Annotated in this window: 17 protein-coding genes; 14 read left to right on the forward strand and 3 right to left on the reverse strand. The window is 72.3% G+C overall.

What is annotated here, in order from left to right; all coding sequences use genetic code 11:
- Window positions 1–450 precede the first annotated feature (450 nt).
- From rapZ to glmS, 9 genes are all read left to right on the forward strand, one after another.
- A complete protein-coding gene (gene rapZ, locus DYI95_RS00975) occupies window positions 451–1335 on the forward strand; it encodes an RNase adapter RapZ (protein WP_203530719.1) in 885 nt (294 codons plus the stop codon).
- A 3-nt stretch (window positions 1336–1338) separates the two neighbouring features.
- On the forward strand, window positions 1339–2697 hold the full coding sequence (yvcK, locus tag DYI95_RS00980) for a gluconeogenesis factor YvcK family protein (protein ID WP_116901233.1): 1359 nt from the start codon (window positions 1339–1341) through the stop codon (window positions 2695–2697).
- 201 nt (window positions 2698–2898) lie between these two features.
- Window positions 2899–3831 carry a DNA-binding protein WhiA gene (gene whiA, locus DYI95_RS00985; RefSeq protein ID WP_243149787.1) on the forward strand — a complete coding sequence of 311 codons (933 nt, stop codon included), beginning with the start codon at window positions 2899–2901 and terminating at the stop codon, window positions 3829–3831.
- Window positions 3832–3913: 82 nt separating this feature from the next.
- The gene (locus DYI95_RS00990) at window positions 3914–4909 is read left to right on the forward strand and encodes a polyprenyl synthetase family protein (RefSeq protein ID WP_116901231.1); all 996 of its coding nucleotides are present in this window, start codon (window positions 3914–3916) and stop codon (window positions 4907–4909) included.
- A 145-nt stretch (window positions 4910–5054) separates the two neighbouring features.
- Window positions 5055–5807, forward strand: coding sequence for a redox-sensing transcriptional repressor Rex (locus tag DYI95_RS00995; RefSeq protein ID WP_116901230.1), 753 nt, complete (start codon window positions 5055–5057; stop codon window positions 5805–5807).
- Window positions 5808–6060: 253 nt separating this feature from the next.
- Complete coding sequence (gene cdaA, locus DYI95_RS01000) at window positions 6061–6885, forward strand: diadenylate cyclase CdaA (protein ID WP_116901229.1); 825 nt, start codon at window positions 6061–6063, stop codon at window positions 6883–6885.
- Window positions 6885–7937 carry a YbbR-like domain-containing protein gene (locus DYI95_RS01005; RefSeq protein ID WP_116901228.1) on the forward strand — a complete coding sequence of 351 codons (1053 nt, stop codon included), beginning with the start codon at window positions 6885–6887 and terminating at the stop codon, window positions 7935–7937. Before cdaA ends, DYI95_RS01005 begins: the two co-directional genes overlap by 1 nt.
- Window positions 7938–8030: 93 nt before the next feature.
- On the forward strand, window positions 8031–9392 hold the full coding sequence (glmM, locus tag DYI95_RS01010) for a phosphoglucosamine mutase (RefSeq protein WP_116901227.1): 1362 nt from the start codon (window positions 8031–8033) through the stop codon (window positions 9390–9392).
- An 892-nt stretch (window positions 9393–10284) separates the two neighbouring features.
- Window positions 10285–12114: a glutamine--fructose-6-phosphate transaminase (isomerizing) gene (gene glmS / locus DYI95_RS01015; RefSeq protein WP_116901226.1), complete on the forward strand. Its 1830-nt coding sequence runs from the start codon at window positions 10285–10287 to the stop codon at window positions 12112–12114.
- A gap of 186 nt (window positions 12115–12300) precedes the next feature.
- On the opposite strand, the gene DYI95_RS01020 is transcribed toward glmS, so the two are convergent.
- Together DYI95_RS01020 and DYI95_RS01025 are read right to left on the reverse strand one after the other, a co-directional pair.
- Window positions 12301–13590: a chromate transporter gene (locus DYI95_RS01020; RefSeq protein ID WP_116901225.1), complete on the reverse strand. Its 1290-nt coding sequence runs from the start codon at window positions 13588–13590 to the stop codon at window positions 12301–12303.
- Between the two features lie 17 nt (window positions 13591–13607).
- Complete coding sequence (locus tag DYI95_RS01025; protein ID WP_116901224.1) at window positions 13608–15284, reverse strand: ABC transporter ATP-binding protein/permease; 1677 nt, start codon at window positions 15282–15284, stop codon at window positions 13608–13610.
- A 424-nt stretch (window positions 15285–15708) separates the two neighbouring features.
- Here DYI95_RS01025 and DYI95_RS01030 point away from each other — a divergent pair, with 424 nt between their 5' ends.
- From DYI95_RS01030 to DYI95_RS01050, 5 genes are all read left to right on the forward strand, one after another.
- Window positions 15709–16599: a GntR family transcriptional regulator gene (locus tag DYI95_RS01030; protein WP_243149788.1), complete on the forward strand. Its 891-nt coding sequence runs from the start codon at window positions 15709–15711 to the stop codon at window positions 16597–16599.
- Between the two features lie 66 nt (window positions 16600–16665).
- Window positions 16666–17610: a ribokinase gene (rbsK, locus tag DYI95_RS01035; RefSeq protein ID WP_116901223.1), complete on the forward strand. Its 945-nt coding sequence runs from the start codon at window positions 16666–16668 to the stop codon at window positions 17608–17610.
- A 164-nt stretch (window positions 17611–17774) separates the two neighbouring features.
- Window positions 17775–18728, forward strand: a complete 954-nt coding sequence (locus tag DYI95_RS01040; RefSeq protein WP_116901222.1) for a nucleoside hydrolase — start codon at window positions 17775–17777, stop codon at window positions 18726–18728.
- 299 nt (window positions 18729–19027) lie between these two features.
- A complete protein-coding gene (gene deoC, locus DYI95_RS01045) occupies window positions 19028–19855 on the forward strand; it encodes a deoxyribose-phosphate aldolase (RefSeq protein WP_116901221.1) in 828 nt (275 codons plus the stop codon).
- A gap of 186 nt (window positions 19856–20041) precedes the next feature.
- Window positions 20042–20944: an MBL fold metallo-hydrolase gene (locus DYI95_RS01050; protein ID WP_116901220.1), complete on the forward strand. Its 903-nt coding sequence runs from the start codon at window positions 20042–20044 to the stop codon at window positions 20942–20944.
- A 9-nt stretch (window positions 20945–20953) separates the two neighbouring features.
- Here DYI95_RS01050 and DYI95_RS01055 read toward each other — a convergent pair whose 3' ends face one another.
- Window positions 20954–22060 (reverse strand): aminopeptidase, encoded by a 1107-nt coding sequence (locus DYI95_RS01055; protein ID WP_116901219.1) that lies wholly within the window; start codon window positions 22058–22060, stop codon window positions 20954–20956.
- Between the last annotated feature and the right edge of the window lie 140 nt (window positions 22061–22200).

Consider the following 22200-nt stretch of genomic DNA (forward strand, 5'->3'; position numbering starts at 1 on the left):
CGGCGGCGGGCCCGTAAAGGAGGATCGTTCCTTTTCCCGGCGGAAGATTTGAAGGATAAATGGGTCCGGGATTCGGTGTGGGTCCGGGATTCGGTGCCGCCCCCCTAGGGTGCGGCGGACCCAGGCCCGGGCCCGGGGCCGGGCAGGGAGGTGGGGGCGATGGAAAAGGCGGCGGAAAGGAACCCGGCGGGACCGGCCGGACACCCAGGCCCGGCTCCAGGGGACGGCGCTCCTGCGGGCGCCGGGGAAGCCAGGGACGGGGTCGCCGGCGGAGGGCAAGGGGGGCCTGCGCCGGGGGTGGCACCTGCTGTCGCGCCCGGGGAACCGCAGGCCGCCATGCCGGCGGTACCGCAGGCCGCTGCGCCGGCGGCACCGCAGCCTGGCGTACCCGTGGCCGCGCAGGCCGCCGCGCCAGCGGGCAAGGGCCAGGAGGCGGGTGCCGGGCGGGACCTGCAGCTGGTGGTGGTCACCGGGCTGTCCGGCGCGGGCAAGACCCAGGCCATCCACGCCCTTGAGGATCTCGGCTTCTTCTGCGTCGACAACCTGCCCCCGGCCCTGCTGGCGCCCTTTGCCGCCCTCTGCCGCCAGCCCGACAGCCCCGTGCGGCGGGTGGCGGTGGTGATGGACGTGCGCGGCGGGGACTGGTTCGACCAGGCGGTGGAGGCGCTGCAGGAGCTGGACCAGGCCGGCGTGTTCTACCGGATCGTGTTCCTGGAGGCCTCCGACGAGGCGCTGGTCAAGCGGTTCAAGGAGACGCGGCGGCGCCATCCCCTGGCCCCCCAGGGCCGGCTGCTGGAGGGGATCCGGGCGGAGCGGCAGCGGCTGGGCGCCCTGCGCGGCCGCGCCCACGTGATCCTCGACACCAGCGAGCTCTCGCCGCGGCAGCTGCGGGAGCGCATCGCCCAGCTGTGGGGCGGGCCGGAGACGCCGCGCCTGATCGCCCACGTGGTGAGCTTCGGCTTTCGCTACGGGCTGCCGGCCGACGCGGACCTGGTGTTCGACGTCCGCTTCCTGCCCAACCCCCACTACGTGCCCGACCTGCAGCCCATGACGGGCCTGGACGACCGGGTGCGGGATTACGTGCTGCGCTGGCCGAGTGCGCGCCGCTTGCTGGAGCAGCTGCAGGACCTGCTGGATTTCCTGCTGCCCCAATACATCAACGAGGGCAAGACCCAGCTGACCGTGGCCGTGGGTTGCACCGGCGGCCAGCACCGCTCGGTGGTGATCGCCGAGGCGCTGGCCGCCCACCTGCGCAACCAGGGGCACCGGGTGCTGGTCGAACACCGCGACGTGGAGCGCTCCCTGGCGGAGCGGGCCCAGGGGAAGCGAGGGTGACGGATGAAGCTGGCATACTGGCTCTTGCCGGGCCTGCGCATCAAGCGATGGCTGGTGGTGTTCGCCGCGGGTCTCTACCTGGTGGCCCTGGGCGGCGCCATGGCCGCCGGGGCCGACCTGTGGGCGGCCGCCGAGGGGTGGCTGCGCCGCCAGGTGCTGGCGGCCACGGGCCGGTTCGTCCCCGAACCCTGGCCGGGGGTCGCGGTGATGGCGTTGGGGGCCTTGCTGGCCGTGGGGGCCACCTACCGCGTGCTGCGGGTGGTGGCGGAACTGCTCACTCCGGCCGGCGGAGCCAACGGCGCCGCCATGGACCGGCTGGTGCTGCGCCGGCGCCTGGACCGGGGGCCGCGGGTGGTGGCCATCGGCGGCGGGACGGGCCTGTCGGTGCTCCTGCGCGGCCTCAAGGAGTACACCGGCAACGTGACGGCCATCGTCACCGTGGCCGACGACGGCGGCAGCTCGGGCCGCCTGCGCGGCGAGCTGGGGATCCTGCCGCCCGGCGACATCCGCAACTGCCTGGTGGCCCTGGCCGACGCCGAACCGCTGATGGCCCAGCTCTTCCAGCACCGCTTCACCCAGGGCACCCTGGCCGGCCACAGCCTGGGCAACCTTTTCATCGGCGCCCTGGCGGAACTGCTGGGCGACTTCGAGCAGGCGGTGTACGAGTCCAGCAAGGTGCTGGCGGTGCGGGGGCAGGTGCTGCCGTCGACGCTGACGCCCGTGACGCTGGTGGCCCGCATGGCCGACGGCCGGATCGTCCGGGGGGAGTCGGCCATCGCCGCCGATGCGGCGCCCATCGAAAAGGTGTGGCTGGAGCCCTCGGGGGTCGAGCCGCCGCCGGCGGCCGTGGAAGCCATCGAGTCGGCCGACCTGGTGGTGCTCGGCCCGGGGAGCCTGTACACCAGCATCCTGCCCAACCTGCTGATTCCCGGCATCCGCGACGCCCTGCGCCGCTCCCGGGCGGTCAAGGTGCTGGTGGTCAACGCCATGACCCAGCCCGGGGAGACCACCGGCTACACCGCCGCCGACCACGCCCGGGCGCTGATCGACGCCGTGGGCCCAGGCCTTTTCCACCACGTGCTGGTCAACGTCCAGCAGCCGCCGGCTGCGCTCCTCCAGCGCTACCGCCAGCAGGGGCAGGACGTGGTGCGCCTGGACCGGGAGCGGCTGCGCCAGATGGGCCTGCAGGTGCATGCGGCGCGCCTGCTGGCGGGGGACGACCTGGTCCGCCACGACCCCCAGCGGCTGGCCCGCGCCCTGCTGCGGGTGCTGCTGGCCGCCCGGCCGCGGGTGAACCCGCGCCGCCGGCTGGACTTCTTCCTGCTGGGCGAGCGCCTGTGGCGCGAGGAGACCGGGGCGTAACGAACCGGCCCGCGTGGCGCAGGACGCCTGAAGGCGGCCCGCGGGGTGCGGGACGCCTGAAGCCGGCCCGCGGGGCGTACGGCGGGCGAAGCCGGCCTGCCGCGGCCGCCGCTGCGGTTCCGCCCGCTGGTGGCGCTTCCCGGATGGGGTTTTGGAACCCGGCGGCCCGGGTGCTCGACCCCGGCCCGCCGGGCTGGAGGGATGCCGTTGATCCGGGACACTTTCTCGGGCCAGGTCAAGGACGAGCTGGCCCGGCTCTGGCCGGCCGATGGCACGGCCCTGGCCTGGGAGCTGGCCGGCCTGTGCCTGGGGTGCGGGATGCCGGTGGAGGGGAAGGGCTGGCGCTGGCGTACGGAAAGCGCCGCCACGGCGCGCCTCCTGGTCCGCCTGGTGCGGGCCCGCTACGGGGTCACGCCGCGCCTGGTGGTCGACCGGCGGGGGCGGCTGGGCCGGGGCAACGTCTACGAGCTCTGGCTGGATGAACCGCCCGAGCCCGCCGGGGCCGGCGGCTCGGGCCTGGTGCTGGCCGGCCTGCCCGATCCGGGTGCCGGGGAACAGCCGCGGCGTCGCCAGGACCGGCAGGCTTTCCTGCGGGGCCTCTTCCTGGGGGCAGGCAGCGTCAGCGGGCCCGGGCACGGGTACCACGCCGAGGTGGTGGTCCCGGGGGCGGCCGCCGCGCGGCGGGTGGCTGCCGAACTGCGCCGCTGGGGCTTGCGGCCCGGCCGTGCCCGGCGCCGGGGGCGGGTGGGGCTTTATCTCAAGGAGGCCGACCAGATCGCCGAGTTCCTGGGGCGCCTGGGAGCCCACCAGGCGGTCCTGGCCCTGGAGAACCACCGGGTGGTCAAGGGCATGCGCAACCAGGTCAACCGCCTGGTCAACGCCGAGACGGCCAACCTGCGCAAGGCCGTGGACGCCGGGCTGCGGCAGGTGGCAGCCATTCGCCGGCTGGTCGAGGCGGTGGGATGGGAAGGTCTGCCCCCATCGTTGCGGGAGGTGGCCCGGGTCCGGATCGAGCACCCGTCGGCCAGCCTGCGGGACCTGGGCCAGCTGCTGGATCCGCCCCTGAGCAAGTCCGCCGTGGGACACCGCATCCGCCGTCTCCAGGCGCTGGCGGCCCGGTACCAGGAAGGGTAAAATGGATCATGTCCCGCGTGTTGACGGAATCTCCTGCCCCGGGGAGCGCCGCAGGCGCCGCGGGTGCGCCGGGGGAAGATGCATGGCAGGCGAAGGGCAAGCATCGGTGACCGTCTCGGCGGGGGCGGTCTTCGAACCGATCCGCAACGACCTGGCCGCGGTCGAGGTGGCGATCCGGCGGGCCCTGGACGGTCCTGATCCCCACATCGTCGAACTGGCCACCTACCTGCAGCGTGGCGGCGGCAAGCGGTTGCGACCCGCCCTGGTCCTCCTGGCCGCACGCAATTTCCATTACGATCGCGAGCGGCTGCTGCCGGTGGCGGCGGCGGTGGAACTGATCCACATGGCGACCCTGGTCCACGACGACATCGTGGACGGCGCCACCGCCCGCCGGGGGCTGCCCACGGTCAACGTGCGGTGGGGTACCGGGACGGCGGTGCTGACGGGCGACTTTCTGTTCGCCCGGGCCTTCTCCCTGCTGGCCGCCGACGGCGACAACCGCGTGGTGCAGGTCATGGCCGAGGCGGTCTACGAGATGTCCACGGGCGAGATCGAGCAGCAGGCCCAGCTCTTCGACCCCAGCACCGGGGAAGAGGGCTACTACCGCCGGATCTACAAGAAGACCGCCCACTTCATCAGCCACTGCTGCCTGATGGGCGGCCTGATGGGCGGCGCCACCGAACAGCAGGCGGAGGCCCTGCGGCGCTACGGGTACGGCATCGGCATGGGCTTCCAGGTCATCGACGACATCCTGGATTTGACGGGCAGTCCCGAGCAGCTGGGCAAGCCCCGGGGAACGGACCTGCGCAGCGGCGTCCTCACCCTGCCCGTCCTGTTCGCGCTGGCCCGGGATCCCCAGCCCTGGCTGCTGGAGCGCCTGGAAGCCCGGCAGGTGGACGATGCCACGGTGGAGCGGGTGACCGGCTGGGTGGAGGCGGTGGGCGGGCTGGAATATGCACGCCGCCGGGCGGAGCAGTTTGTCGGTGATGCGCTGGAAGCCCTGGATGAGCTGGCCGGTGCGCCGATGGAGCCCAATCTGAGGGCCCTGGCCCGGTTCATCCTGGATCGGAAGCACTAGGCGTCGCTGGACGAACCGGTGCCGCCGGCGGCCGGAGGCCAGGCAGGGGCCGGCGCCGCCCGGGGCCGGGCCGGGTGCCCGGGTGGTCCGGAGGGGCCGGTTGGTGGCAACCGTCGCCGCGATCGGGAACCCAGGGGAGGCGGGCATGGCGGTCAGGCCAGGGGATGGGGAGCCCAGGCTGTCCGGCCGGGCGCCGGCGGCGGGCGAGAAGGCGGGGACCGAACCGGAGCCGGCGGTCGTCCCGGACCAGGAGACCGGCGGCACCCCCGCCCGCGTGCCCGATGTGGCCATCCGCCGGCTTCCCGTCTACCTGCGGGCCCTGGAGGAACTGCGGGCCGAGGACCACGAGATCGTCTCCTCCGCCGACCTGGCCGCCCGTACCGGCTATTCTTCCGAGCAGATCCGCAAGGACCTGGCGTACTTCGGTGCCTTCGGCACCCGGGGCGTGGGCTACCGCATCGATGTGCTGGTGGACCGGCTGCGGCATATCCTGGGCCTGGACAGGGAAGTGTCCATCGCCCTGGTGGGGGCCGGGCACCTGGGTACGGCGCTGGCGCGGTACAACCGCACCCGCCACCGGGACGTCCGGATCGTGGCCATCTTCGACAGCGACCCTGCCCGCATCGGCGAGCGCATCGAAGGCCTGGAGATCCAGCCGGCCGACGCCATGGAGGCGGTGATCCGCCGGCTGGGGATCCGGCTGGCGGTGATCGCCGTTCCGGCGGGGGCGGCCCAGGCCGTGGCCCGGCGGCTGGTGGCCGCCGGCGTCGAGGCGATCCTCAACTTCGCCCCGGTGACCCTGCAGGTGCCACCGGGGGTGGTGGTGCAGAACATCGACCTGACGCTGGAGCTGCAGAGCCTGGCGTACTACATCCGGCCCGAGCCGGCCACGGGGTAGCCGCCGGCCCGGCGCCGGGTCGAACCAGGGGGCGGTCCGGATCCGCCTGCCGGCCGCCGGCCCGCAAGCCGTGCCCTGGGGCTGAGGGTCCGGTGCCGGGGTCCGGAAGGGCCGGCTTCCCGCGCCCGTGCTCGCCTGGGGACGCGGGCGGGGACACGGGGCCGGCCAGGGTGGATCCGGCCGGGGTGAGAGCCTGCTGCCGCGGGGGCCGTTGCCGGCCGCGCCCGCGGCAGTCCCGGGAGGGAGGCCTGAGGTGCCGCTGCCCGCGTTCCTCTTCACCATGACCTGGGTCGACTGGCTGATCTCCCTGGTGGACATCGCCCTGGTCGCCTACCTGTTCTACCGGTTCTTCCTCTTGATCCGCGGGACGCGGGCCGTTCCCATCCTGAGCGGCATCCTGGTGCTGGTGGTCTTCACCAGCATCAGCGGCTGGCTGCGCCTGGACACCATCCACTGGCTGCTGCGGCAAGCCCAGCTGGCGCTGATCGTCGCCCTGCCCATCGTCTTCCAGCCCGAACTGCGCCGTGCGCTGGAGCAGCTGGGACGCGGGCGCTTCTTTGCCCGGCCGCTCTTCGCCCTGCCCCAGCAGGACGTGGCCCGCATGATCGATGAGGTGGTGCGGGCGGTCGAACAGCTGTCCCGCAACAAGATCGGCGCCATTGTGGTGATCGAGCGGGAGACGGGCCTGAACGAGATCATCGAGACGGGGATCATCATCGACGGCATCGTCTCCGCCCCCTTCCTGGTCAACGTGTTCATCCCCAACACGCCCCTGCACGACGGGGCGGTGATCATCCGCGGCAACCGGGTGATGGCCGCCGGCGCCTTCCTTCCCCTGACCGAAGAGGCCGGGCCCGGCCCGGAGCTGGGCAGCCGCCACCGGGCGGCCCTGGGTATCAGCGAGCATTCCGATGCCGTGGCCATCGTGGTCTCGGAGGAAACGGGCCGCGTCTCCCTGGCCCAGGGCGGCAAGCTGATCCGTAACCTGGACGAGGCCACCTTGAAAGAGCTGTTGATGTCCCTGCTGGCGCCGGAGGAGACGCCGTCGCTGCTGCCCTGGATACGGGGGTCGTCCTGATGGAGCGGCTGTTCGAGAACGAGACGCGTTTGAAGGTCCTGTCCGTGATCCTGGCCATCATCCTCTGGTTCGGCGTGATGAGCAGCCAGAACCCCGACCAGGCGCGGACGGTGTATGACGTGGAGGTCGTCCCCGAGGGCCTCGACCCGGGGCTGGCGGTGCTCTCCCTGGAACCCCACGCGGTGGACGTCACCTTGAGCGGCCCGCCGGAGTTCCTGGAGGATCTCGGCGTCCGCGATGCCCGGGTGACCGTGGACCTCAGCGGTGTGGGGCCGGGCGAGACCACCCGCCCGGTGACGGTGATCCCCGCCCGGGGGCGGTTGCGGGTGGTGCGGGTCAGTCCCCAGTACGTGACGGTGCGCCTCGAGCAGCGCATGGAGAAGACGGTGCCCGTGGAGCTGCAGCTGAACGGCGAGCCGGCACCGGATTACATCATCGAGAACCCGGCGGTCTCGGTGGAGCAGGTCACCGTCAGCGGTGCCCGCAGCCTGGTGGAACGGGTGGCGAGAGTGGTGGCCTCCGTTCCCGTCAGCGGGATCCAGAGCACCATCGCCCACTCGGTGACCCTGGTCCCGGTGGACTCGTCGGGTCGTCCGGTGGAGGCGGTGTATCCCCAGGCCCTGGTGCTGGAGCCCCAGACGGTGCAGGTGACGGTGCCGGTGGTCTTCATGCCGCAGAAGGTGGTGCCGGTCCAGGCGCGCCTGGAGGGAACGCCGGCCGAAGGCCATGAGATCGGCAACATCACCATCGAGCCCGCCGAGGTCACCGTGCGGGCACGCGAGGAGCGTTTGCTGCAGCAACTGGAGTTCCTCCAGACCGAACCGGTCAACATCGGCGGGCTGGACCGGACGGTGACCCGGGAGGTGGGCCTGGCGCTGCCGGAGGGAATCGTGCTGTCCGGCAGCCCGCGGACCGTGCGGGTCACCGTCGAGATTCGCCCGGCCGAACCGGCGGCCGGCGCAGGCGGCGCCGGGAACGCTCCCGGGGCCGGGACCGGAGCCGGAGGGCCCGGCGGGACTGCGGGCGATGGAGAAGGCGCCGGGGGACGGTGACGGCCCGGAGCGGAGGGCCGGCGGCGGGGGCGCCGAGGCGGCCGCCCCCGAGAGTTCCTGAATGTCTTGGAGGAGTCGAACAGGAGGACCGGTATGGCGCGCTTGTTTGGAACCGACGGCGTCCGCGGCGTGGCGAACACCGAGCTCTCTGCGGAGCTGGCCCTGGCCCTGGGCCGGGCCCTGGCCCGGGTGCTGGAGGAGCGTGGCGGCGGACGGCCCCGGATCGTGGTGGGCCGGGATACCCGCGCATCGGGAGAGCTGCTGGAGGCGGCATTGAGCGCCGGCCTGATGTCGGCCGGCGCTCTGGTGGTGCCCCTGGGGGTGATGACGACGCCCGGGGTGTCGTATCTCACCGGGGCCCTGGGAGCTACGGGCGGGGCCGTGATCTCCGCCAGCCACAACCCGCCGGAGTACAACGGCATCAAGTTCTTCGACCCGCAGGGGCGCAAGCTGCCCGACGAGCTGGAGGAAGCCGTCGAGGGACTGGTGGCCGAAGCCGGCGGCGGGGCCGGGTTCGTCCCGCCGGTGGGCGGAGCCGTGGGGCGCCGGCAGGCGGCGGCGGACGCCGGCGACCGGTACCTGGCCCACCTCCGGCAGGTGGCCGGGACCGGCCTGGAGGGTCTCCGGGTGGTTCTGGACTGCGCCCACGGCGCCGCCACTCCCTGGGCGCCGGCGGCCTGGCAGGCGGTGGGCGCCCGGGTGACGGTGATCCACGACGCGCCCGACGGCACCAACATCAACGTGGGCTGCGGCTCCACGGCTCCGCAGGCGCTGGCGCAGGTGGTGCGCCAGCAGGGGGCCGATCTGGGCCTGGCCTTCGACGGCGACGCCGACCGGGTCATCGCCGTGGACGAGCGCGGCCGGATCGTGGACGGCGACGCCATCCTGGCCGTCCTGGCCCTGGACATGGCCGCCCGGGGCGAGCTGGCCGGCAACACGGTGGTGGCCACGGTGATGAGCAACCTGGGGCTCGAGCGGGCCCTGAAGGCCGCGGGCCTGCGGCTGGTGCGCACCCGGGTGGGCGACCGGCACGTGTTCGAGACCATGGAGCAGGGCGGGTTCGTCCTGGGTGGTGAGCAGTCGGGGCACATCATCCTGCGGCGCCACGCCGTCACCGGGGACGGCATCCTCACCGGCCTGGCCCTGGCGGCGGTCATGGTGCGGGCGGGCAAGCCCCTTTCCCAGCTGGCGGCGGTGGTGCAGCCCGTGCCCCAGGTGCTGCTCAACGTGCCCGTCACCCGGCGGGACGGCTGGGAGGAAGACCCGTCCATCCAGGCGGCCATCGCTGCGGCCCGGCAGCGGCTGGGCGAGGAGGGCCGTATCCTGGTGCGGGCCTCGGGCACCGAGCCGCTGATCCGGGTCATGGTGGAGGGGGACGATGCCGCCCTGGTCCGGGAGCTGGCGGAGTCGGTGGCGGGCGCCATCCGGCGCGCCCTGCGGTTGCCGGCCGATTGACAGGGGGCGGGCCGGGGCGCATAGAATGGGGTGCCTGGAACAGGGCGGTGCCCAGGAGGGTTGCTCGACCCAGCACCGGGTCGCCGGCCAGGCACCCCCGGTCAAAGGGGGCGCAGGGCACCGGGGAGCGCGCGGCGGCACGGCCGGCGCCGGTGTCCCGGGGGAGGGGGTGAGGTCCGAGGGCCGGCGGCGGCAGGAGCCGGTAGCCGGTAAGGCGGAAGCCGATCCGAACGCCGCCCATGGGGAAAGGGAGCCGCGAGGTGCGGCCGTCACGGACCGTCCGGTAGCGGGTTCGTCGCGGTGCACCATGAGGGTTTGCCAGGACAAACCGAAAGCAGGAACGGAGCCTGCTAGCGCCAGGACTCGCCGGCGGCAGGCCGGCGAGTTGACGAGGACCGGGCGTATCGAAGGTTTCGGCGGATCGCCCGGCGGTTGGCCACGACCGTGAGCGGCCCGGCAAAACCCGGGAGCGATCCCGGGGACAAGACGGGCCAGGTGGCGCGAACCCTCACCCGCCATCCTGCCTCCAGTGCATCGCCCTTCCCCATGCCCTCAGCGGGTTATCCCGTGCTGTTTTCCCAGAAGGCTGTCCGTGCCAACGGGCGCCTTGCGCGCGGACCGTTCGTGGCTGCCGCTGCGGCCCGGCGCGGCGCGACCGGGGGTCGTCCTGTGCTCCCGGGTTGTGGGGTCCTGGCCCCGCGGCGCCGGCCCAGGGGCCGTCCTGTGCGGTTGCACGCCAGAGCACCCCGGGCAGGCCGGCCGTTCCGTCCTGACCGGCCGGCGGGCCCGCATGCAGGCCGGCCGGCTCGCATGCATCCCGGTTCAACGCTCGAGGCAGCGGCTGCGCAACAGGTGTAGCCCGGCGGAGGCTGCGAGGAGGGACATGGCGAACATGTGCGGCATCGTCGGTTACGTCGGACCCAAGCAGGCCGTCCCCATCCTGATCGGCGGCCTGCGGGCGCTGGAATACCGCGGCTATGATTCGGCCGGTATTGCCGTCAGTTACAACGGGACGGTGGACGTCCGCAAGCGCCAGGGGCGCATCGACGGCCTGGAGGAACTCCTGAGCCAGCGACCCCTGCGCGGCACGGCCGGGATCGGCCACACCCGCTGGGCCACCCACGGCCGCCCTTCGGACGAGAACGCCCATCCCCACACCGACTGCACGGGTGCCTTCGTGGTGGTGCACAACGGGATCATCGAGAACTACGCCGAGCTTCGGGACGAACTGGCGGCGCGGGGTCACCGCTTTGCCTCGGAGACCGACACGGAGGTCGTCGCCCACCTGCTGGAAGAGCTGTACGACGGCGACCTGGTGCGGACGGTGCGCCGCGCCGCCCAGCGGCTGCAGGGGGCCTATGCCCTGGCGGTGCTGACCCGGCGGGAGCCCGGCAAGATCGTCGCCGTCAAGCAGGCCTCGCCCCTTATCGTGGGCTTGGGTGAAGGCGAGAACTTCCTGGCATCGGACATCCCGGCGCTCTTGCCCCACACCCGCCGCGTGATCCCGCTGGACGAGGGAGAGATGGCCGTCCTGACCCGCGACGGGGTCCAGCTGCTGCGCCTTGACGGTACCCCGGTGGAGCGGGAGCCGATGTTCGTCCAGTGGGATCCCGGCCAGGCGGAGCGGGGCGGCTACCCCCACTTCATGCTCAAGGAGATCCACGAGCAGCCGCGGGCCGTGCGGGATACCCTCTCGGGCCGGGTGCGCCCCTCGGGGGAGGGTGTCATCCTGGACACGGTCCGGTTCGACCCGCAGTGGATCCGGCAGCTGAGGGCGGTCTATCTGGTGGCCTGCGGCACGGCCTACCACGCCGGCTTGATCGGCGGCCGGCTGATCGAGCGGCTGGCCGGCATCCCGGCGTGGACGGAGATCGCCTCCGAATTCCGCTACCGGGAGCCCCTGGTGGACGAGCGCACCCTGTTCGTCGCCATCAGCCAGTCGGGCGAGACGGCCGACACCCTGGCCGCGATGCGCGAGGCGAAGCGCCGGGGCGCCCGGGTGCTGGCCATCACCAACGTGGTCGGCAGCTCCGTCGCCCGCGAGGCCGACGACGTGGTCTACACCTGGGCGGGGCCCGAGATCGCCGTGGCGTCGACCAAGGCCTACACGACCCAGATCGTCGCCCTGACCCTGCTGGCCGTCCACCTGGCCGAGCTGACGGGCTTCACCGGGCCCCTGGGCCGGAAGAACCTGCTGGAGAGCCTGCGCCAGCTGCCCGAGGCGGTGGAGGCCGTCCTGCAGGTGGAGGAGGACATCAAGGCCATCGGGGACGCGGCCGGCGGCTGGCGGGATGCGTTCTTCATCGGCCGCGGGCTCGACTACTTCGCGGCCCTGGAAGGCCAGCTCAAGCTGAAGGAGATCTCCTACATCCACGCCGAGGCCTATCCGGCGGGCGAGCTCAAGCACGGCACCCTGGCTTTGATCGAGCAGGGGACGCCGGTCATCGCCCTGGCCACCCAGCCGGCCCTGCGGGAGAAGATGATCAGCAACATCGAGGAGGTCCGGGCCCGCGGCGCCACCGTCTACGCCGTGGTCCGGCGCGACCTGGGCGGGTTCGAGCGCTATGCATGGCAGACGGTGAAGCTGCCGGTGGTGCATCCCTTGCTGATGCCCGTGGTGGCCGCCGTCCCCTTGCAGCTGCTGGCGTATTACGCGGCCGTGGCCAGGGGCACGGACGTCGACAAGCCGCGCAACCTGGCCAAGAGCGTGACCGTGGAGTAAGCCGTCACCGGATGGCACACCGGGGCCGGGATGCCGGAAAACCGGTAGACCGGGAAGATCCGGCGTCCTGAGCTGGATTGCAAGGGACGGGCGCCGCGGAGCGAAAACGAAGCTGAAGCCGGGCAGGCCCAAGGTTTCGCGGAGTCGCCTGCTCGGCTTCGTTCTTGCCCGGGTGGCGTTGCCCGGTCAGCGGGGCAGGAACAGGCCGGTCGCCGCGCCCGCCGCAATCAGCCAGGCCGAGTTGAGCCGGGTTCGTCCCAGGATGAGCAGGGCGGCGGCGAACAGCCCCGCCGTCCAGAGGTTGAACACGGCGGTGCGGGCCAGCTGCCAGGTGACCCCCGCCATCAGGGCGAAGGAGGCAACGTTGAGCCCGTCCAGGGCCGCTGCCAGGACCGGGGAGCGCCGCAGCCGGTCCGCCAGGGGCCGGACGGCCGCCACAAAGACGAAGGCCGGCAGGAAGATGGCCAGGGTGGCCACAGCCGCCCCCGCCCAGCCGCCGGTGACGTACCCGACGAAGGTGGCGGTGGTGAAGACGGGCCCGGGGGTGAACTGGCCGGCGGCAATGGCGTCCAGCAGCTGCCGCTCGGTGAGCCACCCCAGCCGCTGGACGAAGTCCCGCTGCAGGAAGGCCAGCAGGACGTACCCGCTGCCGTACAGGACCGACCCGATCTTCAAGAAGGTGAGGAACAGGGTACCCAGGCTGAAGGGCACCGGCGCCGTACCCGCAGCCGCCAGCAGGACGCTGCCCAGGCCGGGGCCGCCGGCCGTTCCCAGGACGGTCCCCAGGGCGGGCCGCGGTGGCCGCTGGCGGGGCCGGTGGCGAAGGGCGGCGGCCCCGCCCCACAGGGTCGCTGCGGCGAGAAGCAGCAGCAGCTCGTGGACGCCGGCCAGGTAGAGGGCCAGGGTCGCCAAGGCCAGCGCGGCCCGCCCTGCCGCGGCCCGAGCCGCGCCGGCCCCCAGGGCGGTGGCCACCTGGCGCCGGGGTACCGGGACGTGGGACCCCTGCCCGCCAGGCCCCGGCCGGTCGCCGCCGGCAGGCGCTGCGGCCGGACGGGCCGCCGGGCGGAAGACGGTGCGGCCCAGGCTCCACAGCGCCTGGACGACGATGGCCAGGACCACGGGCAGCGCGCCTTCGAAGAGGCGCTCGGCCACCGGCGTCCGGCCGTAGACGGTGTACGCGTGGGCCAGCACCCCGACCATCACCGCCGCCGGCACGATGAAGCAGGCGCCCGCGGCCAGCCATCCCCGCCAGCCGGCCCGTTCCATCCCCAGGTGCATGGCCAGCTCGGTGGAGTTGGGCCCGGGGATCAGGTTCGTGATGCTCAGCAGGTCGAGGAAGCGCTGGTCGTCCAGCCAGCGCCGGCGCCGGACCAGTTCTTCCTGCATCATGGCAATGTGGGCGGCGGGCCCGCCGAAGGCCACCACCCCCAGCCGGAGGAACACGGCAGCCACTTCCGCGACGCTGCTTCGTCCCAAGGCCGATCCTCCTCCCGTCAGGCGATGCTGCCCAGCCGCCCTGTCCTGCGCGCCCAGGCCCATTGCTGCCGCACCACCAGCCATCCCACCCCAAGCCAGAGGAACGCCACGCCCCAGGCTGCCAGGAGAACCGGTCCCACCGGCCCGCCCTGCCAGGTTGACCTCACGCCGTCCACCACCCGCGCCAGCGGCGAGACGGCATTGAGAACCTTAAGCGGAAACGGTGTGGCACCTGGAGGAAGAAAGAACCCCGAAAAAACCAGAAGGTAATACAGGAAGACCTCTACCAGCGAACCGACTTGTTTGTAACGAAGGGATAGACCGAGGGCGACCAGGCCGCAACCGATCATCCCTGCCAGGCCCGCCAGAGCCAGAGGAAGCCCGGGCCAGCCAGCGGCCCTGAGCCCGTCCACCAGGACGTTCGGGCCGGTCAGCAGCGCTGCGACCGCGGTGAACAGGGCAACCCAGATGGAGGAGAGGCCCAGCTCCACACCTACGGTCGCGGCCAGCCAGCGCGCAGGGTGCGTGCGGGTGACCAGGACCTGCTGGGCTGTTCCCAAATAGGCTTCTTCCATGGCCATGTTCCCCATCTTGGCGACGACGTGGGCGCTCAGGTACCAGAGTCCAAAACCCAACACCCGCAAGGCCAGCTCCGCCGGCGGCGCTCCGGGGACCGCAAACAAGGCGCCCAGAAAAAAGATGCATTTGATAGAGAGACCCACCAGGAAATCCAACCAGTACCGCCGGTACTCAGCCCGCTTCTTGAGCCAGGCTGCCCGCAGGGCGTTGCCGAACCGGGGTTGCGCCCCCAGCGACAGGGCCAGGGCGGCGAGGGGCTGATGGGGCGGGAGAACTCCGCCGGAGGGTGGCCTGGTCTTTGAAGATTCACCCCAGAATTCACCCCTGGAGGCGAGCCCCCGCGGTGCCTGCCCGGTGGCCTGTGGGGACTTCGTCCCGGCCGGTTTATTCCTGACCACGGCCAGATAAAGGGCTTCCAGGGCTTCGGCACTGTCGATCGCATCGGGTGTCGCCTCGGCCAGGATCCGGCCACCTTCAAGGATCAGGTAGCGCGTGCCGACGGCGCAGGCAAAGCTGGCATCGTGGGTGGCGATGAGAAGGCCGTGGGCAGGATTTACCTCTTCCCGGATGAACCGGCGCAGGTTGTGCTGGGCTTCGATGTCCAGACCCAGGGTCGGCTCATCCAGCAGCAACAACGGGGCCCCCCGGGTGAGGGCTACGGCCAGCGCCAGCTTCTGGCGCTGGCCCCGGGACAGGGACTGGGTGAGGTCGCCCGCCTGCTGGCCCAGGCCCAATGCTTTGAGAGCCTGGAGGGCGCGGCGGCTGGCATCCGCCGGCGGCCATCCGTTGAGCAGGCCGAAATACAGAACGTTTTCCAGGGCCGTCAGGTAGGCGTAACTGTTGCCGGCGTCTTCGAACATCACACCCACGCCCTGGGCGCGCCATCGCGTGGGGTGAACCGGAACACCACCCAGCCAGATTTGGCCCCGGTCGGGCTGGACGAGGCCCAGGATACACCGGATCAGCGTGGTCTTGCCCGCACCGTTCCGGCCGAGCAGGATCACCCGCTCACCCGGGTCGATGCGCAGATTGACGCCATCCAGAGCCTTGGGCCCGCCCGGGTACCGCTTCGCAAGATCACGTACTTCCAGCAGGGGAACGGGATACTGCTCCATGCCCCTTGTGTTCGCCGCCGGCGGGCGGTGTCCTGGCCCGCCGGCGGTGCCCGTTCTGCCGGAGGGGCCGGTGTGGCAGTCATGCCCAGGCCGGGGCCGTCACGAAGCCGTGCCCGGCCCGGGGTGGTCACGAATGTGAATGAAAATTGATAGGTCCACCCCGTTGACGCTTTCCGCCGCCACATGATAGCCTCGAGATGGGGCATGTACGTCTATAGACCTCTACCCCAGCCTCTGCTGGGGTCCCATGGGTACGCCCAGGGGCACCGGCGGCCCGCCGGCGCGGCGCGGTCCCGGTGCCCGTGGGCCTTTGGGGGCAGCAAAGACTCTCCCGTCGAACGAGGGCACACAGCCCTAGCGGCATGGCCGCCTTGGGTCGTCGCACCCGGGTGCCGGTGGCCAGGAGTCGAGGGGAACCGGGGGGATGGCGGTGGACGGACCGCAGCTCGACCGGACCAGTCCCGTTCCGCTCTACCTGCAGATCAAGGAGTGGATGCTGGACCAGATCCGGACGGGCCGCTGGCCGCAGCGCTACAAGCTGCCTGCCGAGGAAGACCTGGCCGGCGCCGTCGGCGTGAGCCGCGGCACCCTGCGCAAGGCCATTGCCGAACTGGTCCGGGAGGGCGTGCTGCACCAGATCCACGGCAAAGGCACCTTCGTGACCGCCGGTGGCATCGAGCAGCCGCTTGCCCAGCGCCTTTCCGCCTTTTCCGAGTTGCTTGAAGAACGCGGCATCCGCTACAGCACTCGTGTGCTGCAGCAGCGGGTGGAGGAGCCTGCCGGGCGGGTGGCGTCCCTGCTCCGGCTGGAACCCGGGCAGCGGGTGGTCCACCTGGCCCGCATCCGGCTGGTCGAATCCTGCCCGGTGGCCTACATGGAGAACTACGTCCCGGTCCACCTGGCGCCGAGGCTCGAGCGGGTCGACTTCACCCGGCAGGGGCTGTTTCGCACCTTGGAGCAGGATTACGGCCTGACCCTGGCCTGGGGCCAGCGCACCTTCGAGGCCCTGGGGGCCGAGGGCGAGGTGGCCGAATACCTGGAACTGCCCGCCGGGGCACCGGTGTTCTACATCCAGCAGGTGGTCTACCTGGACGACGGCCGCCCCATCGAGTTTTCCGACGTCTGGCTGCGCGGCGACCGGTTCCGGCTCTCCGCCGTGATCAGGCGTCCCCGGGAGGGACGCGGCGAGGGCCGGAGCCGGGAACCGGCGGGGCTGCCGCGTGGCCTGCAGCCGGCGGGTGCCGGTCTGGAACCGGGGGGGCCGGCGCCCGCGGGGGCATGGCCGGATCCCGTCGGGGCCAAGCTTTGCTTCTAAGTCGACCGTTGATCCGTTTCCTTCACGCCGATCGGCGGCATCTCGGCGTGCCCAGGGGGATTCGCCATGGCAGGGCAGAGTGGGGGCCGGCGGCCCGTGGTGACGGTGGTGGGCAGTTTCGCCGTCGGCCTGACCTTACGGGCCGACCGCTTCCCGGTGGCCGGCGAGACGGTGGTGGGGCGGGATTTCGACCGCGGGCCCGGCGGCAAGGGCAGCAACCAGGCCGTTCAGGCCGCCCGGCTGGGTGCGGACGTTGAGTTCGTAGGGCTGGTGGGCGACGACGACCTGGCTGCCATCGCCTGGGAACTCTACCGCCGGGAGGGAGTGGGCACCCAGTACCTGGGCGTGGTGCAGGGCCGGAACACCGGCGTCGGCTTCATCGTGCTCAATGCGGCGGGGGAGAACCTGATCGTCCTGGACCCCGGCGCCAACGAGTGCCTGGAGCCTTCCCACGTGGAACGGGCCCGGGAGCGCCTAACCCAGAGCCACGTGGTGCTGACGCAGCAGGAGATCCCGGCCCGGACGGCGGTCCACGCGTTGCGCCTGGCCCGGGAGGCGGGGGTGACGGCCATCCTCAACCCGGCCCCGGCCCGGCCGTTGCCTCTGGAGGACCTGGCCCTGGCGGACATCGTCACGCCCAACGAGACGGAGCTGCACATCCTGCTGGGCCTGGCCCCCGACGACCCGTCCGATTCCCTGAACCTCTGCCGGCGCCTGCTGGATGCCGGCGTACGGACGGTGGTCCTGACCCGCGGCGCCCGCGGCGTGCTGGTGGTCGAACCCCGCGGGGTGACGGAAGTGGCGGCCTTCCCGGTCCAGGTGGTGGACACCACCGGGGCGGGCGATTCCTTCAGCGCCACCCTGGCGGTTTCCCTGGCCGAAGGACGGCCCCTGATGGAGGCGGTGCGGCGGGCAGCGGCGGCCGGAGCCCTGACCTGTACTGCCCTGGGGGTCATCCCGGCCCTGCCGCGGCGGGAACAACTGGAGGCGTTCCTTGCCGCCCGCGGCTAGCGGAGGGCCCGGCGGAGCCGGGGCTGCCGGCGGGGACGGGCCGCAGGCGGCGCCGGTCGAACCCATCCCGGGCGGCAGGCGGTGGCCGGCGAGGCGGCAAGGTTCCGGCCGGCTTGATCTGCCGGCACGGGCTGTGCCCAGGTCGCGCAGAGGAGGAATGGGGATTGCCGGTTCGCTTGATCATCGACACCGATACGGCGGGGGATGACGTCAACTCCCTGCTCATCGCCCTGCTCCATCCCAACATCCAGCTGGAGGCCGTGACCATCTCGGTAGGGAACGTGGGCTTCGAGCAGCAGATCGAGAACGCCCTCTACACCATCGAGATGGCCGGGCGCAGCGGCCAGGTCCCGGTCTACCCCGGCTGTGCCGTTCCCCTGGTCAACGAGTGGGTGGCGGCGGATTACGTCCACGGCCGCGACGGAATGGGCGACTCCTTCTTCCCCCGGGCGCGGCAGCGCCCCGAGCCCCAGCATGCCGTCGACGCCCTGATCGAGCGGATCCACGCGGCACCGGGTGAGCTTACCATCCTGGCCCAGGCGCCCCTGACCAACATCGCCGTGGCGGTGACCCGGGACCCCTCCATCGCCCGCAAGGTGAAGACCCTCTACATCATGGGGGGGACCTACTTCGCCCCCGGGAACATCACCCCCGCGGCGGAGTACAACTTCTACGTCGACCCCGAGGCCGCACGGATCGTGTTCCGGGCGGGGTTCGACATCCGGCTGGTCGACTGGGGCCTCTGCGTCCGGGACACGGTGCTGGATGACGGCGACCTGGAGGACATCCGCCGGCTGGATACGGAGCTGGCCCGGTTCTACCTGCAGGTGAACCGCGTGGTGCGGCAGTTCAATGAGACGGTGGGCATCCGGGGCGTGACCCACCCCGACTCCATCGTGGCGGCCATGATCGCCGATCCGGCCATCGCCCGCGGCTGGCAGCCCTGCCAGGTCGACATCGAGACCCGGGGCGAACTGACCCGCGGCGCCTCGGTGATCACCCCGGCGCAGTACGCGGGCGTGGAGAAGCGGGTGGAGAGGCCCAACGCCCAGGTGTGCCTGGGCGCGGACCGGGAGCGGTTCAAGGCCCTGCTGATGGACATCCTGGCGCGGCGGTAAGCTTGCCGCGGCCGCAGGCGGGCACGAAGCCGGCGGCATGGACAGCGAGGCGTCCGGCCGGCGGGACAGCGGTACGGCGGGCGGTGGCGGGACCGCAGGAAGGGCCCCGGTGGTCGCAGGCCGTGGCGGCCAGTTGCCCACCGGACGGCTCGCGCGGCCCGCCCGCCTGGCCCGCTGGACGGGGGCCGAGACCGGCCGGTCAGGGGGCATGGCGGCCGGCCAGGGCAGGAGGACGGCCGGGCGGGGCAGCGGGGTGCCGCGGGACGGGGCAGCAGGCAAAGAAGGAGGCGGGTTGTCCTGTGACGGCAGAAGGCTATCCCAGCGGGGCGGTGGCCGGCGGGGCGGGGCGCAGCGGGGCGCGTCTCGCCCGGTTCATCCAGTCGACCCTGATCGCCAGCGACGTGACGGAGGAACAGGTGGTGGCCCACTGCCGGGCGTGCCTGGAATACGGCTTCCACGCGGCCATGGTACCGCCGCTGTGGGTCCCGGTGGCCCGCCAGGTCCTGGCCGGCTCGCCGGTGCGGGTGGCGTCCTTCGTCGACTTTCCCCTGGGCTGCATGACCACCTCCGCCCGGGTGGCCCAGGCCCGGGAACTGGCCCAACTGGGTGTCGACGAGATCGACGTGATGGTGCCCCTGGGCCTGTTCCGCAGCGGCCGGCTGGACGACTTCCGCGCCGATCTGGAGGCGGTGGTCCGGGCGGCCCGGCCGGCGGAGACCAAGGCCATGCTGGAGCTGCCCCTGCTGAACGCTGCCGAGCGGGAGCAGATGGTCCGGCTGGCCGTGGCGGCCGGGTTCGACTGGGTCAAGAACGCCAGCGGCGGCGCCGTGGGCGTGGCCACGCCGGACGACATCCGCTTCCTGCGCCAGCGGGTGCCCTCCGGCGTGCGGGTCAAGGCCTCGGGGGGCATCAAGACGGCGTCCCAGGCCTGGGCGCTGATCGATGCGGGGGCCGAGCTGCTGGGCACCAGCGCGGCCGTGGCCCTGGTGACGGGGCGGGCCGGTGGGGACGCGTCGCCGTCCCGCCGGACCGGCGACGGGGCCGCCGCTTCTTCCCCGGACGAACCGGCCGGCCGCGCCGGTGCGGGCGCGGCCGGCGCCGGGCGAGACCCGGCGGTCACCTACTGAGGGCAGGTGGGGCCATGGCCCCGGGGGGGAGGCCGGGCGGGAAGGCCCGTCCCAGCAGGTGAGGAACGGCAGGAGATGGAAGAAGGGCCGGAGGCGCGGGTCGCCCCGGCTCTTTCCGTTCCGAGCTGGGGTCCGCGAGAAGCCCTGCCAGGGGGGCGGGGCTTCGACGAAGGGAGTGGCGGTTCCATGGAACCGATCCCGCTGACCGGGAAGGTCACCGTGTTGCACGGCGCGGTGAACAGCGGGCTGGTCCGGACCGGGGACGGCCTGGTGCTGATCGACACAGGCCTCGACCGGTCGGCGGCCAACAAGATCCTGCGGGTGGCGGAGGCCATGGGGGAGCCCGTGCGGGTGGTGCTCAACACCCATGCCCACGCCGACCATTTCGGCGGCAACGCCCAGGTCCTGCGCCGGACCGGTGCCCGGGTCTGCGCCCCCGCCGGGGAGGCGGAGGTGATTCGCCATCCCCTCTACGAGCCGGTGTACCTCTTCGGCGGCGCGGCGCCCGTGGCGGCCCTGCAGAACCGGTTCCTCCTGGCGGAGCCGTCGCCGGTGCACCAGGAGCTGGAACCCCGGCAGGTCCTGGAGCTGGGCGGCGTGGCGATGGAGGTGGTGGACCTGGCCGGCCACAGCCTGGCCCAGGTGGGGTTCTGCGTCGACGGCGTGTTCTTTGCCGCGGACAGCTTCATGGGCCTCGAGCCCCTGGCCAAGCACCCCATGCCCTATCTGGTGGACGCCGGGCGGATGCTGGCATCCCTGGACCGGGTGCGCCAGGTGGACGCCCGCTGGTTCGTCCCCGGCCACGGCCCGGCGGTACCGGCCGGACCGGAACTGCAGGCGGTGCTGGAGGCCAACGCGGCGGCCGTCCGCCGCCTGCTGGACTGGGCTGCCGCACGCCTGCGGCAGGGGCCCGCGGGAACGGAGGACCTCCTGGCCGAGCTGGCCCTGCACCTGGGTGTGGCCATGGACAACCCCGCGGCTTACGTGTTGAATCGCGCCGCCCTGCTGGGCGTGTTGGCCACCCTGGAGCGGGAGGGTGCCGCCCGGGTCGAGGTGCGGGAGGGGCGGTGGTGGTGGGCGGCGTCGTGACCGCCCCACCTACCCCTCGACGAGGAACCGCCCCTCGCGGTAGATCAGCTCGCCGTCGGCGTAGATCTCGCCGCCCTGGCGCAAGTCGCAGATCATGTCCCAGTGGATGGCGGACCGGTTCTTCCCCCCGGTGATGGGGTAGCTGGCCCCCAGGGCCAGGTGGACGGTGCCGCCGATCTTCTCGTCAAAGAGCAGGTTGCGGCTGAAGCGGGTGATCTGGTCGTTGGTGCCGATGGCGAACTCGCCCACGTAGCGGGCGCCCTCGTCGGTGCCCAGCAGCGCCTCCAGCAGGTCCTGCCCGCGGGCCGCCCGGGCTTCCACCACCCGGCCGTCCTCGAAGCGGAGGCGGATGTCCTCGATCTCCTTCCCCTGGAAGATCCCCGGAAAGCTGAAGCGGATGGTGCCGCGGACGCTCTCTTCCACCGGGCCGGTGAACACCTCGCCGTCGGGGAAGTTGATGTGGCCGTCGGCGTTGATCCAGGTCCGGCCGGCCACCGAGAGCGTCAGGTCGGTGCCGTCACCCACCACCCGGATCTCCCGCACGCCGTTCAGGAATTCCACCAGCCCCTGCTGGCGCCGGCTCACGGCCTGCCAGGAGGCCACCGGGTCGTCGTCGTCCAGGCGGCAGGCCGCGAAGACGAACTCCTGATAGTCGCTCAGCGACATGCCGGCTTCCTGGGCGAGGGCCTGGGTGGGGAAGAGGGTGACGCAGTACTTGCCGCCCTGGCCGATGCGGGACATGAGCTTGTCGGCCAGGGGCCGCCGCGCCTCCTGCATGATGGCCAGGCGGCGGGGGTCGACGCCGCTGAGGGCCTTGACGTTGTGGGGCGCGTGGATCACCAGGGCGTGCCGGTATTCCTCAAAGGCGATCCGCTCCAGAGGGGTCAGCACCCGCAGCTGCTCTTCCGACGCTTCCTTCAAGTAGATCTCACCCAGCCCCTCCAGCTGGGCTAGGACCTGGGGGAAGGCACCCACCCGGAGGGCCTCCCGGTAGATGGCCTGGACCAGGGGCGTGGCCAGGTCGGACGTCTGGATGAGGAAGTGGTCGCCGGCCTCGAGGCCCAGGGAGTAGCGCACCAGCACCTGGGCCAGCTTCCGCACGCGGGGGTCGGTCACCGTCGTCGCTCCTTTCCGGTCTTAGGATTGCGACGCGGGGGCGCGGGGTTCCTCCCGGTGACAAACTACCGGTACAGTAGCACGGGGAACGACCAGTCCCGGCCGTCGTCCTGCTGGCCGGGGAGCCCGGGCCGCCGTTC

The organism is Thermaerobacter sp. PB12/4term, from assembly GCF_003403315.2.
Classification (GTDB): Bacteria; Bacillota; Sulfobacillia; order Thermaerobacterales; family Thermaerobacteraceae; genus Thermaerobacter.